This is a genomic window from Kribbella antiqua (genome assembly GCF_004345665.1).
Taxonomy (GTDB): domain Bacteria; phylum Actinomycetota; class Actinomycetes; order Propionibacteriales; family Kribbellaceae; genus Kribbella; species Kribbella antiqua.
The window spans coordinates 339,500-355,591 of sequence record NZ_SLWR01000005.1; the positions used below are offsets into that span (position 1 = coordinate 339,500).

The 16,092-nt window shown below is 68.1% G+C and carries 15 protein-coding genes; 2 read left to right on the plus strand and 13 right to left on the minus strand.

Annotated features, from left to right (window positions below; genetic code table 11):
* Positions 1 to 27: 27 nt before the first annotated feature.
* From EV646_RS16915 to EV646_RS16975, 13 genes are all read right to left on the minus strand, one after another.
* Positions 28 to 816, minus strand: a complete 789-nt coding sequence (locus EV646_RS16915) for a GNAT family N-acetyltransferase (RefSeq protein ID WP_132149506.1) — start codon at positions 814 to 816, stop codon at positions 28 to 30.
* 4 nt (positions 817 to 820) lie between these two features.
* Complete coding sequence (locus EV646_RS16920) at positions 821 to 1,822, minus strand: adenylate/guanylate cyclase domain-containing protein (RefSeq protein WP_241996073.1); 1,002 nt, start codon at positions 1,820 to 1,822, stop codon at positions 821 to 823.
* A gap of 19 nt (positions 1,823 to 1,841) precedes the next feature.
* Entirely contained in the window at positions 1,842 to 2,240 is a 399-nt protein-coding gene (locus EV646_RS16925; protein WP_132149510.1) for a cyclic nucleotide-binding domain-containing protein, read from the minus strand.
* A 113-nt stretch (positions 2,241 to 2,353) separates the two neighbouring features.
* Positions 2,354 to 3,700: a threonine/serine exporter family protein gene (locus EV646_RS16930; RefSeq protein ID WP_132149512.1), complete on the minus strand. Its 1,347-nt coding sequence runs from the start codon at positions 3,698 to 3,700 to the stop codon at positions 2,354 to 2,356.
* Positions 3,701 to 4,669 carry a sugar-binding transcriptional regulator gene (locus EV646_RS16935; RefSeq protein WP_199237012.1) on the minus strand — a complete coding sequence of 323 codons (969 nt, stop codon included), beginning with the start codon at positions 4,667 to 4,669 and terminating at the stop codon, positions 3,701 to 3,703.
* Positions 4,670 to 4,695: 26 nt separating this feature from the next.
* Complete coding sequence (locus tag EV646_RS16940) at positions 4,696 to 6,159, minus strand: glycoside hydrolase family 140 protein (protein WP_199237013.1); 1,464 nt, start codon at positions 6,157 to 6,159, stop codon at positions 4,696 to 4,698.
* Between the two features lie 43 nt (positions 6,160 to 6,202).
* Complete coding sequence (locus EV646_RS16945; protein ID WP_132149516.1) at positions 6,203 to 7,168, minus strand: transketolase family protein; 966 nt, start codon at positions 7,166 to 7,168, stop codon at positions 6,203 to 6,205.
* Positions 7,165 to 8,079: a transketolase gene (locus tag EV646_RS16950; protein ID WP_132149518.1), complete on the minus strand. Its 915-nt coding sequence runs from the start codon at positions 8,077 to 8,079 to the stop codon at positions 7,165 to 7,167. The genes EV646_RS16945 and EV646_RS16950 overlap by 4 nt, the downstream gene beginning before the upstream one ends.
* The gene (locus EV646_RS16955; protein WP_132149520.1) at positions 8,076 to 9,071 is read right to left on the minus strand and encodes a sugar phosphate isomerase/epimerase family protein; all 996 of its coding nucleotides are present in this window, start codon (positions 9,069 to 9,071) and stop codon (positions 8,076 to 8,078) included. Before EV646_RS16955 ends, EV646_RS16950 begins: the two co-directional genes overlap by 4 nt.
* 19 nt (positions 9,072 to 9,090) lie before the next feature.
* Positions 9,091 to 9,981 (minus strand): carbohydrate ABC transporter permease, encoded by an 891-nt coding sequence (locus EV646_RS16960; protein ID WP_132149522.1) that lies wholly within the window; start codon positions 9,979 to 9,981, stop codon positions 9,091 to 9,093.
* Positions 9,978 to 10,889 carry a carbohydrate ABC transporter permease gene (locus EV646_RS16965; RefSeq protein WP_132149524.1) on the minus strand — a complete coding sequence of 304 codons (912 nt, stop codon included), beginning with the start codon at positions 10,887 to 10,889 and terminating at the stop codon, positions 9,978 to 9,980. Before EV646_RS16965 ends, EV646_RS16960 begins: the two co-directional genes overlap by 4 nt.
* Positions 10,890 to 10,892: 3 nt before the next feature.
* Positions 10,893 to 12,191, minus strand: coding sequence for an ABC transporter substrate-binding protein (locus EV646_RS16970; protein WP_132149526.1), 1,299 nt, complete (start codon positions 12,189 to 12,191; stop codon positions 10,893 to 10,895).
* On the minus strand, positions 12,188 to 13,084 hold the full coding sequence (locus tag EV646_RS16975; protein WP_132149528.1) for a nucleoside hydrolase: 897 nt from the start codon (positions 13,082 to 13,084) through the stop codon (positions 12,188 to 12,190). The genes EV646_RS16970 and EV646_RS16975 overlap by 4 nt, the downstream gene beginning before the upstream one ends.
* A 124-nt stretch (positions 13,085 to 13,208) precedes the next feature.
* On the opposite strand from EV646_RS16975, the gene EV646_RS16980 reads away from it, so the two are divergent.
* Both EV646_RS16980 and EV646_RS16985 read left to right on the plus strand, forming a co-directional pair.
* Positions 13,209 to 14,618: an FGGY family carbohydrate kinase gene (locus tag EV646_RS16980; RefSeq protein WP_132149530.1), complete on the plus strand. Its 1,410-nt coding sequence runs from the start codon at positions 13,209 to 13,211 to the stop codon at positions 14,616 to 14,618.
* 673 nt (positions 14,619 to 15,291) lie between these two features.
* Positions 15,292 to 16,032 carry a cupin domain-containing protein gene (locus EV646_RS16985; protein ID WP_132149532.1) on the plus strand — a complete coding sequence of 247 codons (741 nt, stop codon included), beginning with the start codon at positions 15,292 to 15,294 and terminating at the stop codon, positions 16,030 to 16,032.
* Positions 16,033 to 16,092 lie beyond the last annotated feature (60 nt).

Consider the following 16,092-nt stretch of genomic DNA (forward strand, 5'->3'; position numbering starts at 1 on the left):
GGAAGACCTGGCTCGCTACATCGGCTACTACATGTGAGCCGCGGCGACGGGCCGATAGGCGTAGCCCAGCCGTCGATAGACCGAGATAGCGGCGGCGTTGTCGCCGTCGACCATCAGCCCTGCCTGGCCGTGTCGCTTCACCAATTCGCTGGTCACGAAGGCACACACCCGGTACGCCAAACCCTTGCCTCGAGCTACGGGCCGGGTCGCCACTCCAGCGAGGAACCCGATCTCCGGCGCACTCCACGCATCCGCCGCCACACTCAGCAGTTCCGCACGGTCCCCGGTCGCAGCTGCCCATCGGCGTACGGCGGGATGCCCGGGCCAGGCGTACGACGAGGGCGCCGCCTCCTTCAGCAACGCCTCGACTCCGTCATCCCCGTCGAGCCAGGCCGGACCTCCAGCACTCACCAACCCGTCACCGCGGTCCGCCTGCGGCGCCGCTTGAGCGTGCGAGCCCGCCGGCTCGCCGCCTTGGTGAGTGGGGGCGGTCCGGGTATCCATCCAGCCGAAAGCAGCGCCGAACTCCAAGCCCGGCACCCGGTCGACGAGGTGGCGGATCAGGTGCTCCTCACCGAAGGGGCGGAAGGTAGTGCCGACCTCGGCGTACACCTTGGCGACGAGTCGTGCGACGTCCTCCACCGGGCCGACGACCGCGAGCCGGTCTCGTTTGGAGAGTTCCGGAGATGCCACGGCCACTGCGTCGCCGTCGTACCAGGCGCGGACTCCCGGAGTGAATCCTTGGCCGGCCCAGATGATCATCGGATCGTCCGCACACGCCTTGGCCAGCTCGGAGGTTGTCAGAAGCTCTTGCACGCGGTCATTCTGCCCGTTGGAGCGCGTACGGGATCAGGTGGTGGTAGCCGCGCACCGAGACGCGACGGAGTCTGCGCAAACGGTAGCCGGGATGGCCGTCCAGAGCGGCCGCGAGTTCGCGGTCGGCGAGGACGCGGCCGGGTTTGCACTCCGAGGTCAGCCGGGCGGCGAGGTTGACCACCTCGCCGTACACGTCGCCCAGGCGGATGAGGATGTTGCCGTAGGCAAGCCCAATGCGCAGTTCAGGAAGATCGCCGGCCGAGGTCACCGTGCCCTGCAGTGCGAGGGCGACCGCCGCACCCTGCGCCGCGGTGTCGGTGACGAACAAGACCTCGTCGCCGATCGACTTGATCACCCGGCCGCCGTTGAGGGCGACGACGTCCGCGGCCATGCCCTCGAAGCGTTCGATCAGCTGGCCGAGCTCGGCCTCGGTCAGGCGCCGGGTCAGCCGCGTGTAGCTGACGATGTCGGCGAATCCGACGGCGCGGACGCCGCGGGCCAGTTCGTCGGAGCCCGCCACGGCACGGCCGGCGGCCGCGGCCAGGTGGCGGCGCCAGACATACGTCTGCAGCCGTTCCATTGCCGGCAGCAACAGACCGGCCACCTCGATGGCCTCGTCGGCGGGCAGCTTGGAGTTGGCGAGGAACTCCAGGAACATCGCCGACTGCCAGGACGCCAGCCGGGACTGGGTTTGGCCGAGCTTCCGAGCCAGCGAGGACTCGACCTCCGGATCGATGAAGCCGTCGTCTTCCAGCGCCGCCACCAGCCGCAACGCCTCGACGTCCCCGTCGGTGAACGCGATCTCGTCGTCCGGCACGGTCGCGAACCCGAGCGCATGCCACATCCGCTCGGCCCGACCGATCGAGATCCCGGCGCGCTCCGACACCTCGATCCGGGTGAACTTCCGCTCCCCGCCCAGCAGTGCCTGCTCGAAGTCCCGGTTCAGCCCGGCGAGGTCAGTCTCGCCGGGCTCGGCCGGCTCCGGGTCGGCGCCGGAGTCGTTCACAGCCGGGCCTGCCGACGCGTCAGGAGCCACCGCGGCGCTCGGCGATGGTGGCGTCGATGGCTTCGCGGAAGGCGGGCAGGCGGTTGGTCAGGTCGTCGAACTTCTCCCGGGTGAAGTGCAGCAACTGCAGCCGCGACTTCGCCGTGACGGTTGCCGTCCGCAACGTGTTCTTCCGGACCGCGACCTCGCCGGCGATGTCGCCCGGGCCGAGCTCGGCGATCTCCTCGCCCTTCACCCGGACCGCGGCGGTGCCGCTCAGGATCAGGTACGCCGCGTCCGGCGGGGTCTGCTCCAGGATCAGCGACCAGCCGGCCGGCACCGAGACCTCCTCGCCGGCCCGGAAGATGTCCCTGATGTCCCGTCCGGACAGATCCGCGAACAGCGGCAGGTCCCGCGGGGATGTCCTACCCAAAGCCACGTCGATCCTCCGAGCCCGCCGGTCCACCCCGGCGATCGGCCGATGTTTCCAGTCAGTAACTCTAACGGACGCCCCCACCAGGAGTAACGCCGGGCGACGCACTGATGCCTGGGCTAGGCCGCGCGACGACGCGTACGGCGCTGGCGTTGGCTGCGGCGGCGGACGGGCCGCCGGAGACCGACCAGGCGGGGGCCGGCCAGGCGGTCTTCGAGGCGGCGGGCCTCGCGGCGGATCGGCTGGGCGACGTACTCGCCGAGGATGATCCCGGACGCGAGAGCTACGCCGATCGCAAGCGCGGTGGCCAAGCTGACGATGCCGATCAAGTTGCCGAGTCCCATCAACTCGTACAGGCCCTTGTAGATGGTCAATCCCGGCAGCAGCGGAACTGTGCCGGAGACAACCACCACGAGCGGCGGGACACCTGATCGCCGTCCGAGCGAATACCCGCCGAGACCGACCACGAAGGCGGCCGCGGCCGTCGACCAAGCCGGTCCGAAGGATGCCCGCGACATCAAGGTGAACACCAGCGATCCCGCCGCACCGACCACCGCCACCGGCAGGAGCACCCGCAACGGCGCGTACGACGCATAGGCAAAAGCCACGGCCATCAACGCACCCGAACCGATCATGATCGGCAGATTCCCCAGCGGCACGACCTGCGCCTCGATGCCGACGTTCAGCCCGAACTTCAGCCCGATCGTCAGCCCGAGGCTGACCCCCGCGATGATCCCGCCGGTCAGCAGCATCGCCTCGAGCAACCGGGCCGCGGCCGTCACGTAGTACCCGGTGATCGCATCCTGAACAGCACCAGTCAACGCGATCCCGGCCAGCAACATGATGATGCCCGCAGCAACAACCAGCGACGGCTTCACCGGCGCGTGTACGGCGTACAGGATCAAAGCCACCGCAGTGGCGACAAAGGCTCCCGCGACCTGCTGGTAGAACGCCGGCAACCGCTGCCGATTGAACCAGCGGTTGTTCAGCTCGATCACGACCGCCGTCAGCACCGCGACCAACGTGATCAGCCACCCACCACCGAGCAGCAACGTCGCGCCACCCGCCATCACGCCCCACGCCAGTACGGCGCTCCAGCGCGGGTACGGCGGGCCGGCCGAAGTGATCCGGGCCAGCTCGCGGCTCGCGTCGTCCCGGCTCAGCTCGCCGCGGGCAAGCCGCCGTACCAGCCGATCGACTTCGGTCAGCCGGGAGAAGTCTTGCGACCGGTAGCGGACCAGGCGGATGTGGGTCTCGGGCGCCACATCCGGCGCCGCCTGGTACGAGATCGCCATCGAGGTGAAGGTGATGTCGACCTCGCACCCGCGCAACCCGCCGGCCGCGGTGACACCGAGGATGGTCGCGGTCGCGTCCGCCGTACCGGCGCCGCTGGACAGCAGCACCTCGCCGACCCGCAAAGCCAGGTCGAGCGTGCGATAGACGTCCCGCTGTTCGTCGCGATCCATCTACTCGCCGAGAAGCTTCTCGGCCATCGCCAAATCGGTAATCAAGATGTTGACCCAGCCGCCGAGCAGCGCGGCGCGGATCGCGGAATACTTCCGCTCGCCGCCGGCGACGCCGATCCGCCGCGGCACCGCCAGCAACTCCTTCGCGGTCACCCCGATCACCCGCTGGTCGAACGTCGAGCGCACGTGCTTTCCCTCTTCGTCGAAGTACCGGAAACAGACGTCGCCCACCGCGCCGAGCCGGCGCAGCTCCTCCTGATCGCTCTCGGCCACCGCGTTCCCGCTCCGCTGCAGCAGCGGCGAGGGCTCGAGGCTGCCGATCCCGACCAGGGCGTCGGTGAGCTGTCCCCAGGTGCCCAGAACGTCGCGAACGGACACGTCGTTCATCATCGCGCGCCGCACCGCGGGCGTCCCGACCAGCCCCGGCGCCGGCAGGTACACGGGCATGCCGCCGGTCAGCTCGGCGAACCGCGCGGTCAGCCGGGTCGCCTGCATCTGCACCGCCGCGTCACCCAGACCGCCGACGATCTGGACCACTCGGTCCACCACCGGCACGCTCTTGCGCGGCATCCGGTCGACCGCCGCGATCAGCGTCTCGCTCCAGGACGAGATCCCGATCACGTGCCCGCCGGTGAGCGTCATGTCGATGTACGCCGCCGCACCCGAACCCAGCGCCGGAAGTACGTCGTCGCCGACGGTGTCCACGACCACCGCGTCCCGCAGCCCGTACTTGCCCTGCAGTTCGTCCTCGAGATCGCTGTGTACGCCGCTCGGCATGGTCACCACGGTGTGCACGATGCCGACCTCGACCGCCTGCTTGAGCATCCGCGACACCCGCGCCTGGGACAGGTTGAGCTCGGCCGCGATCTTCGGCTGCCGGATGCCCTTCTCGTGGTACATCCGGGCCACCTTCGCGAGCAGCCGCAACTCATCCAGCCCAGGCTGGCGTACCGCGCGGTTGCCGTTCACGTTCGTGACCCCCTAACAGAGGACGACTATAGGCAGATGTAGACCCGCGGCGCTCCTCCCGGGTCCGGCAGTTGATCGCCCGGCGAGTCGCGCTTGCCGGTCGCGACCACCGAGCCGTCCCGCGGATCGACGATCCTGTAGTTCAGCGGCACAGTCTCGTCGAACACCATCACGTTTCCGCCGTGTTCGCGGTAGATGATCAGCATCCCGTCGGCCCCGCTGAGCGCCCGCCCGGAGATCACGCGAGTCCAGTCCGGCTGCATGTCGGTCGTCGGCAGCCCTTCCAGGATCTTCCCGAGCAGACCGACGTACGTCGATCCCTCGAAGTCGACCGCCTCACGCCAGCCCGCACCGGGCGCGGTGAAGTAGTCCGAATGGCCGGGCTCATCGGCATGCAACCGCCACTGCCACAGGCTGCCGGCGCCGTAGACGACGCCCATCGTGCCGCCCGCGCACAGGTTGCTCCACGCCTCGTGACCTTGCCACCACCCGGCCGCCACACCGGTCCGGCCGGTGTTCTCGTACGACGGCTCGCCGTTCGCGATCGCCTTGACAGGCTGGTTGCGCCGCATGTCCGCGACTCGCTCGGGCACATGCTCGCCGGTGTGGCCGGTCTGGCACCACTGGAAGTCCAGCCAGTCCGCATCCTGATGCGCCTCGGCGGGGATGTGCGGCCGATAGTGGATCCCGGTCGGCTGGCCATAGCAGTCGACCGCGTGGACCTCGGCTCCACCAGCGGCGATCTGCGGTTCGCGACCGGATCCGTCCGCGCCGACCAGGTAGATCGCGGGCTGAGCGCCGTACCGGGCGACCAGGTAGCGGCAGTACCGCGCGTACTCCTCCGGCGGTACGACGACGCCGGCCACGTCGAGGCCCTTCCAGCCGAAGCCCTGGAAGACGGGCTGGAGCACTGGGACCAACCCGTGCTCGACCAGGATCCGGAGCAGCTCGTCGAGGTACTGGAAGTACTCGACGTTCATGACGTTGAGATGGCCGTCGGCGAGGTCTTCGAAGGCGACGCCGAACCCTTCGTCCTGGGTGCGGTCGCGCGGGCCGACCGCTCGCATGTCCGGCTGGACACTCATCAGCAGTACGGCGTTGAAGCCCTTGGCCTGCCGATCGGCGGCGTACTCGCGAACTTGCTCGGGAGTCGCGCGCCACGGGAGGGCCCAGGCGGTGTCGGCAACCAGGATCGCGGGCGTGCCGTCCGCGTGGACCAGGCTGCGGCCGCCCGGTGACATCCGCCAGAAGCCGTGCGCGTAGAACGGGTTGGCCTCGTCCGCGGCGGCCTCGACCGTGAACTCACCGCCGGCCCACTTCCAGACACCAGGCTCGGGTGGCGCGAAGCGGACGCGGTACGTCTCGCCGCCGTCCCAGAACGTGGGCCGCCGGAGCCGGAATCCGCTGTCGTGCTCGAACTCGACCCACTCCTCGGCGGAGGTCAGCGTGAGTTCGATTTCGCGCCAGACGGCTGTTTGTGCGATGGACATGACACTCCAGTGGATGGTTGCTACCGATAAGCACACGCCCAGATCAGCTACTTGGCTTGACCAGCTTGCGGGCGGCATCCGCGATGCCTTCCGCCGAGAGCCCGTAGCGGTCCAGCAGGTAGCCGGCCGACCCCGTGGGCGCGAACTCGGGAAACCCGAGGATCGACACCCGCGCCGGATGATGCTGTACGACGGTCTCCGCCACCGCACCGCCGAGTCCGCCACCGGCCACGGCCTCCTCGGCCGTCACGATTCCGGCCGTCTCCCGCGCGGCCGCGACCACGGCGTCGACGTCCAGCGGCTTGACCGTCGGCATCGAGAGCACGCGGGCCGAGATCCCTTCGGCGGCGAGTTGTTCGGCCGCGACCAGCGCCCGCCACAGCACGGTCCCGTTGCTGATCAGCGTCACGTCGTCACCGGCCCGGACCGTGATCGCCTTGCCCAGCTCGAACTCGTAGTCGTCGCCGTACACCTTCGGGACGCTCATCCGGCTGACCCGGATGAAGACCGGCCCTTCGGAAGTCGCCGCCCACCGCAACGCGGCTGCCGTCTCGACCGGGTCGGCCGGCACGATCACCGTCATGTTGGCGATCGCCCGCAGCCAGGCGATGTCCTCGATCGAGTGGTGTGTCGGGCCGAGTTCGCCGTACGCGACTCCGGGGCTCATGCCGCAGAGCTTGACGTTGGCGTTCGAGTAGGCGACGTCCGCCTTGATCTGCTCCAGCGCGCGGGCGGTGAGAAAGCAGGACGCCGCCGAGACGAACGGGATCCGGCCGCCGTTGGCCAGGCCGGAGGCGACGCCGACCATGTCCTGCTCGGCGATGCCGACATTGATCAGCCGGTCCGGGAACGCCTTGCGGAAGCTGTTCAGCTTGCTCGATCCGACCGAGTCGTTGACCACGCCGACGATCCGGTGATCCGCGTGCGCGAGCTCGGCCAGCGTCTCGACGTACGCATCCCGGCAGTCATACCGCGGCTGGTCGGCGATCGAGGTGTCAACCACTGTCATACCGGCTCCCTGTCGAATCTAGGTCGGCCCGCGCTCTCCAGCTCGGTCAGGGCCTGCTGGAACTCGGCGTCGTCCGGCACCCGGTGGTGCCAGGCGACGTTGTTGCTCATGAACGAGATCGGGTGACCCTTGTGCGTGTGCGCGATCACGAACGTCGGCTTGCCGGGCCGGAACGGTACGGCGGACAGCACGTCGAGCAGCTCGCCGTGGTCGTGCCCGTTCACCTCCACCACCGCGAACCCGAACGCCGCCGCCTTCTCCGGCAGCGGATCCAGGTCGTTCGTCTCCTTGGTGGTCGCGCCCTGCTGCAGCCGGTTCCGGTCGACGATCACGGTCAGCCGGTCCAGCTGGTACTGCGAGGCCGCCATCATCGCCTCCCAGTTGCTGCCTTCCTGCAACTCGCCGTCCCCGACCAGGACGTACGTACGACGCAGTGAGACGTCGAGCTTGGCCGACAACGCATGACCGACCGCGACCGGCAGGCCATGACCAAGCGGACCCGTGTTCGCCTCGACTCCGGCGACCTTGTTGCGGTTCGGGTGCCCGTTCAACGCGGACAGGGGTTTGAGGAAGGTGGCGAGCTCGTCGACCGGCAGGAACCCGAACGCTGCCAGCGTGGTGTAGAGCGCGCCGGCGACGTGGCCCTTGCTCAGGATGAAGCGGTCGCGCTCGGGATCGTTCACCGTCTCCGGCGTGATGTCGAGGACAGCGCCGTACAGGGTGGCGAGGATGTCGATCGCGGAGAAGTCGCCGCCGATGTGCCCGGCGCCGGCGTAATGGACCAGCTTGAGGTCCTGGATCCGGATCTGCTTGGCCGCTTCGGCGATGTGTGCGACCTGCTCGGCGCGGCTGCTATGGATCGGCAGCCGCCCGAGGACCGGCATCGTGGTGTGTTCAACGGTCAGCGTCATGCCAGCTCCGCCATCGAACTCAGCAGGACCTTCTGGACGAGCCTTTGCGCTGCCAGCGCGTCGTGGGACGCCTGCGCGGCGGCGAGGGCTTCGTCGTCCAGTACGTCGAGCGCGTGGTGCACGGCCTTCAGGAAACGGATCGCCTGCTTGGCGGCCTCGACGCTGTCCTCCCGGAATGGGAACTGATCCAGCTGCCAGACGCCTTCCCAGTTGTTCTTCCGCAGGGTGTGGAAGAACTCGAACGTCTCGACCAGGTGGACCGAGCCGACCACCATGTCGTCGTCCCAGCCGCGCAGGTTGTCGTTCACGTCGATTGCGAACAGCCGGCCGTAGTCGATGGCCAACTGGGCGGCATCGGCCGGCGTCTCCTGGCCGTAGAGCGAGTGACCGAAATCGAGCAGGATGCCCAGGTTCGGCAGGCCGAGCTTCTCGATCCCGAGCAGGGTGCGGGCGACGTTCGGGAAGATGATCTTCACCCGGGGCTCGCGCGGCTTGTACTCGATCACGAAGTTGATGTCCGGGTGCGCGCTCACCAGTTCTTTGAGCCCGTCCAGCGCCAGGTTCCAGATGTCGTGATAGTTCACCTGGAACGGGTAGTCCCAGCCGTCCTGGCCCGGCCAGAGCTTCACGTAGGAGCAGCCCAGGTCCTTGGCCAGCTCGGTTGCCTGATGCAACAGCTCCAGCGCCTGCTTGCGGACGGCGGGATCCGGGTTGGTGAGGGAGCCCTTGACGAAGTCGCGGGTGTAGATCTCCGGCGTGATCGCGATCGCCTTGAGGTTGTTGCGCTTCAGCGCCTCCTTCACCTCGTCGAGCGTTCCGTCGTACCCGGCGAACGGCCAGTTCAGGTCGACCACGGACAGGTCGCCGACGGCGCCGGCCCGGTCGATCTGCTCGAGCAGCCCGACCGGCTCGCCGTACCCGTCGGTGGCGTAGCGGTCCTTGTAGGTCGCGAAATGCCAGATACCCGCACCGAAGACCGGCATGTCAGTCATCGTCATCTCCTCTATGTGGTCAGCCCTTGGTGGCGCCCGCGGTGAGCCCGCCGACGATCCAGCGCTGGAGCAGGGTGTACGCGATCAGAATCGGCACCACCGCGATCAGGATGCCCGCCGCGAGGCCGGTGTTGTTGTTGGCGAACTGGCCCTGGAAGTTGAGCAGTCCGACCGGGATGGTCTTGTGGGCGTCGGAGTTGAGCAGGATCAGCGCGAACAGGAACTCGTTCCAGGTCGCCACCGCGTCCAGGATCGCCACCGTCACCAGGGCCGGCAGCGACAGCGGCAGGATCATCGTGAAGAACACCCGCCAGTCACCGGCACCGTCCACCTTCGCGGCCTCGATGATCTCGTCCGGGATCTGCCGGAAGAACGACTGCAGCACCAGCACCTCGAACGGGATGCCGAACGCCAGGTACGGCCCGATCAGCCCGAACAGGCTGTCGGTCGCACCGGCCTGGCGCATCATGATGAAGACCGGGACGATCGCGATGTAGATCGGGATGGTCAGCCCGAGGAACACCGTGAACATCACCGTCCGGCGGAACTTCATCCGCAGCTTGGCCAGCGCGAACCCGAGCATCGCCGAGATCAGCACGCCGAGCGGCACCTTCATCAGCGCCAGCAGCGCGCTGTTGCGGTAGGTGGTGGCGAAGTTGCCGATCCCCCACGCGTCCTTGAAGTTCGACCAGGTGAACGCGTCCGGCCAGGACAACGGCCCGTTCCCGATGAAGTCCGACAGCGGCCGTACGGCGGTGATCACCAGCAGCGCCAGCGGCGAGATCCAGAAGATCGCCGCCACCGCGAGGACCAGCGTGATCACCAGCCCCTTCCGCCCCTTCGGCTGCTGGGTTGCCGGTTGCGCTTCAACAGGTACGGCGCTTTCCACCCGGACCGGTGCGATCGTCATGACGCCTCCCTCGTCTGGGAGCGGACGTAGGGGATGCCGACCGCGATCGCCACCAGGGTGATCACGACCGCGATGGCCGTGCCGTAGCCGGCTTGGTAGTACTGGAAGACGTTGAAGTACATCCACGTTCCCATCACCTGCGTCGACGTACCGGGACCGCCGTACGTCATCGCGTAGATCATGTCGAAGACCTTGAACGAGTCGATCAGCGACAGCGCCAGCACGATGTAGTGCGCCGGCCGCAGGCTCGGCATCGTGACGTGCCAGAACTGCTGCCACCTCGTCGCGCCGTCGACCGTCGCGGCCTCGTAGAGCTCGTTCGGAATGCCTTGCAGCGCGGCCAAATAGAGCAGCATCGGGAAGCCGGTGCGCAGCCAGATGGCCGGGACCATGACCGCCCACAAGGCGGTCGAGTCCTGTCCGAGCCACGGCTGCGCCAATCCGTCCAGCCCGATCAACCTCAGGAACGAGTTGATCGCGCCGTACTGCGGGTTGTAGAGCCAGCCCCAGATCGACGCGATCGACACCAGCGGCAGCACGGCCGGGGTGTAGAAGATCAGCCGCAGGATCGGCTTGCCGTGCACCTTGCCGTTCAGCGCGATCGCGAGCGCCAGCCCGATCACCGTCGGCACCGCGATCGTCACGACGGTCCAGATCAGGTTGTTCCGGACCGCCTCGACGACCACCGGGTCACTCGGCAGCTTGACGTAGTTCTCCAGCCCGACGAACTTGTAGGTCGCACTCAACCCGTCCCAGTTGGTCAGGCTGAAGAAGAGTGATGACAACGCCGGGTAGATCAGGAAGGCGATGTACACCACCAGAGCAGGCAGCGCGAACAACCAAGGCGACCACCTGCCACCACGTTTGCCCTTGGCTACTTGGGGTTTGGAGAGCGCGACTGTCGCCATCGGTCAGCTCTTCGCCCAGGCGGAGACGATCTCCTGCATCTTCTTCGCCGCCGCGTCCGGTGCGACCGAACCCTGCAACAGGTCGCTCTGCACGCTGAAGTACTGGTCGGCCTGCTTCTTCGGGAACGCCTGGTCCTGGATCGTGTAGAACGGGTTGCTCCCGTACTTGTCCGCCCACTCCGCCGACAACGGCAGCGCCTTCGGGTCCGGCTCGGCACCCTTGACCGTCGACGCGCTGACCTGCAGCGCCTTCTGGGTCGCGGGCTGGACGATGAAGTCGATCAGCGCCGCGGCCTTGTCGGCGTTGCCGGTCTTGGCGTTGATCATGTACCCCTCGACGAAGCCCGAGTGCCGGGCCGGCGTCTGGTCGGTGGGCAGCTCGAAGTTGCCGAAGGCGGACGGGCTCTTCTTCGCGGACAGGATCGCGGCCGCCTCGGTCCACGGCCCGGTGATCGTGTACGCCGTCTTGCCCTGGACGTACGCGGGTTCGATGTCGGCGGGGTCGAGGCCCAGCGCGCCCTGCGGCAGCCACTTCTTGTCCTGCCACTTCTTGAACAACGTGAACGCCTCGACCACCTCGGCCCGGTCCCAGCTCTCGTCGCCGGTCAGAAGCTTGTCGTGCAACTCGGGGCCGGCAGTGTGCTCGAGCAGGTACTCGAACAGGCGCATGATGTCCCAGCCGTACTTCCCGCCGAGACCACACGGCGTGACGCCGACCGCGACCAGCTTGTCGTTGACCGCTTCCAGTTCGGCGTACGTCGTCGGCAGCGCGCTCACGCCGGCCTTGGCGAACAGCGACTTGTTGTACCAGGCACCGATCCCGAGGGAGACGAATGGCACCCCGGATTTCACGCCGTCGAACGTCATCCCGCCGATCGCCGCGGTGTTGATCTTCGAGTCCCAGCCGAACTTGGAGTAGTACGGCGCCAAGTCGAGCGCCTGCTTGGCCTTAGCGAACGGACTGCCGATCTGACCGCCCCAGATCCGCCAGACATCTGGGCCCTTGCCGCCGAGCAGTTCCGTGCGCAGCTTGTCCGGGTACACCGCCGCACCCGAACCGGGCAGGCTGTCGACCGTGGTCGTCGTACCGTTCTCGGCGTCGAACTTCTTGATCTGTGCCTTCAGCAGGCCGATCGTCTCGTCACCCTCGTAGGTGAACAGCCGCAGGTTCTTCGAGGCCGCGGCGGTCTGACCGCCTCCGGTGGAGGTGCCCCCGCCCGTACAGGCGGACAGACCGACACCGGCGACGGCGGCGGACGTGAGGCCGAGGAAACCCCGGCGGGTGAACGAACTGCCTGTCATGACTGACTCCTTTGCCGGGCGAAACGGCGGATCTTGGCGAACATGTCCTCGAGCAGGAACCGGACGTCGACCTGTTCGCAGACGCTGATGGGGTTGTTGGTGCCGGGCAGGTACCAGCCGTCGACTCCGAAGCGCGGCGCCGGCCGGACGCGCATGTCCCCGCTGCGCGGGTAGAGCATCAAGGAGATGGCCGGCGAGTCACCGAGCGAACGGGACTCGATCGGCTCCGGGTGGTACTCGGCGTTCCACTCGTGCAACTGCTCGATCAGGTACTTGCCGAGCGGACCGGCGTCCCCGATCTTCTCGTCGAGCTCGGCATAGCTGACCGAGACCTTCGTGTAGACGTCGCTCGGCACCTGCCAGACGGTGATACCGGAGCCGAACACGACGTTGGCGGCCGGGATGTCGTTGGACAGGTTGAACTCGATCCCCGGGTACGTCTCCAGACCGTCGTACCCGCGGCCGCCGATCCAGATCACGATCACCTCGCGGTGCACGATCTCCGGGTCGAGCAGGATCGCCGACGCCATGTCGGTGAGCGGGCCGAGGAAGGACACGAACAGCGGATCGCCCTTCGAGGCCAGTTTCGACTCCTCGATGATCAACTGGGCGCCGGCCGAGTCGAGCGGGGTCTGCTCGTCCGGGATACCGGTCGGGGCGCCGTTCGCGACCGGGACCTGGCCGGTCAGGTCCAGCAGGTCGAGCAGCAGGTCGACCTCCTCGCGGGACTCCTCCAGGCTGCGGTCCGACCGGCGGGTGCCGAAGTGCGCGGGGATCAGGCCGCGGACGTCGAACGTGGGCGACAACAGCCCGTGCACGATCGCGAACTGATCGTCCGCCTCGTTCTTCGCATCGGTATTGATGATCACCCGACGTCTGCTCGGCTTCGCCACCTGCGACCTCCTGGCTCTGAATAGATATTCAGTATTGCATAACCTGTCGCCAAGAGTTTCACCATGGCGCTAGAGTCCCGTCAAGACCTCGGTTGAAAGTTGTCCGACCGGAAGGACGCTCGACGTGGGTGGATCAGCTGTGCTGGCGATCGACCAGGGCACGACCAACTCGAAGGCCGTGCTGGTCGCCGCGGACGGCGCCGTGCTCGCGACGGGATCGGCTCCAGTCGGGCTGTCGACACCGCAACCCGGCTGGGCCGAACAGGACGCCGAGGACATCTGGCAGAGCGTGCTTCAGGCTGTTTCGTCCTGTATGACTTCCGCCGGCGCAGTCGAGGTCGTTGGGATCGCTTTGTCGACACAGCGTGAATCCGTCGTCGGGTGGGATGGTTCCGGGCAGCCCGTCGGACCGGTCATCGGCTGGCAGGACGTGCGTACGACGTCCTGGTGCTCGTCGTTGCCTTCGGATGTCGATGTGCTGGTCCGCTCGCGCACGGGTTTGCGGGTCGACGCGATGTTCTCAGCGCCCAAGTTGCATTGGCTCCTCGAGCACTTTCAGGCCGATCAGGTCGGCACCGTGGATTCCTGGCTGAACCATCGACTGACTGGTTGCCGTGAGCATCTAACCGATGCCGGCAACGCCTCCCGGACCTTGCTGTACGACGTGCTCGACCTCTCCTGGTCCGATTCGTTGCTGAAGGCATTCGACGTACCGCGGTCGGTGCTGCCGGAGGTGCGCGCGTCGAACGCCGGGTTCGGTACGACGTACGGCGTACCGGGCCTGCGGGACGGTGTTCCGATCGTCGCCGTACTGGCTGATTCGCATGCGGCGATGTACGGGCAGGGGTGTGTGCGGCCGGGGATGATCAAGGCGACGTACGGGACCGGGTCTTCGGTGATGACGCCGGTTGAGGCCTTTGTCGCGGACGGGTGCACGCTGGCGTGGCTCACGGATGAGCCGATTTACGCGCTCGAGGGAAACATCGTGTCGTCCGGTGCGGCGCTGGCTTGGACCGCTTCGCTGCTCGGCCTGCCGGATGTCGGGGCGCTGGTCGAGCTGGCGGCGGCGGTGCCGGATGCGGGCGGCGTCGTACTGGTGCCGGCTTTGGCCGGGCTGGGCGCGCCGCACTGGGATCGCAACGCCCGCGCGGCGCTGACCGGCATGAGCAGCTCGACCACCCCGGCCCACGTCGCGCGAGCTTGCGTCGACGCCGTCGCGCACCAGATCTGCGACATCACCGACACCATCCCCGGCACACTCAGCAGCCTCCGCGCCGACGGCGGCGCCACCGTGTCCGACCTCCTCATGCAAACCCAGGCCGACCTCCTCGGCCACCCGGTCGAAGCAGCCGATGTCGCCGAAATCTCCGCCCTGGGCACCGCCGAACTAGCCTGGACCACCCTCGGCGAGGCGACCGCCTGGGCCGAAACCCGCCCCACCCGCCTCTTCGAACCCACCCTCGACGCCGCCACCCGAGCCACCCGCCGCGCCGCCTGGGCCGACGCCGTCACCGCGATCCGCACCCGCCCCTGACCGCATTTGGTGGGTTCACCCACCAGTTTGTGGGTTCCCGGCCCGAATCCGAGCGGGGAACCCACCATCTGCCGGGTCACCCCACCAAATGCGACTAGCGGCGGCGAGCCATCTGGTGGGTTGACGTCCGAGGTTATGGGTTGGCTAGCGAGAATCCGGGTGACCAACCCGGCATCTCGGACGTCAACCCACGAAACGCGGCGCCGGCCGGAGCCCGGCGCTGCTGTCCACAGCGCCGCTCCGGCCCACACCCTCCCGCCCGCGGCCCCGACCACCTCCACCGCTGACCCTGCCGCATTTGATGGGTTCACCCACCAGCTTGTGGGTTCCCCACCGGTATGCGGGGGGCGAACCCACCATCTGGTAGGTGAACCCACGAAATGCGGCACCGGCATGAGGGCGTCGGGCCGCGGCGGGGGCGGGCGGTGGCAAGGCAGGCGCGGCGAGGCGGGCGCAGCGGGTGGGGGCGCGCGGCGAGGCGGGCGCAGCGGGTGAGGGCGCGCGGCGAGGCGGGCGCAGCGGGTGGGGGCGCGCGGCGGGTACGGCGTGGGGTTGACCGGATGCGGTCGGAGATCGCTTTCCGTTGCAGGTTGACTCGTCGTGACTGCCCACCTAAGGTTGCGGTCACAAGCCTCGGAAAGCCCTTTCCAAGGCTCCGGGCGAGGGAGGCGGCATGTGCGAGTTCGACTCCGGCGCGGCCGTGGCACTCCCCGGCGGCATCGGCATCTCGAAGCTGTCGGTGTACGACATCGAGGCCCCGGACGGCCAGGTCGGCGGTACGCCGCACGTCCATCTGGCCTGCTCCGAGGGGTACTACGTGATCGCCGGCTCCGGCGCGGTCCAGACGCTGAACGCGAAGGGCTTCACCGAGACCCCGCTGCAGGCCGGCACCGTCGTCTGGTTCGACCCCGGCACGATCCACCGCCTGGTGAACGGCGGCGGTCTCCAGATCCTCACCCTGATGCCGAACTCGGGCCTGCCCGAAGCGGGCGACGCCGTACTGACGCTTCCGCCGGAGCATCTCGCCGACCGCGCGACCTACCTGAAGGCGACCACGCTCACCGGCGAGGGTGAGGCCCGGACGCCGGCCGCGATGGCTCGACGCGACCTCGCGCTGGAGGGTTTCGCCGTACTGCGGGATGCGTATGAAGCGGAGGGCCCGTCGGCCTTGGACGACTTCTACGCGTCGGCGGTCCGGATCGTCCAGCCACGGCTGGCGGACTGGCGCCGGCGCTGGGAGCAGGGCGCTCGTCGCTTGGCCGACGAGACCGGCGCCGCGCTCAACGCGCTGGAGGCCGGCACCGCGCCGCACCTGCAGCACGCGGAGCTGCACCAACTGCCCGCTCCCACCGAGTTCGGCCGGCACGGGATGTGCGGCCGCCTCGACACCTACGACCTTCAGTCACGCCAATGACGTGCCCCACCCCGCCGACCGGGTACCGGAGTACTGCGGACCGGCGTACCGCCCCGAGAA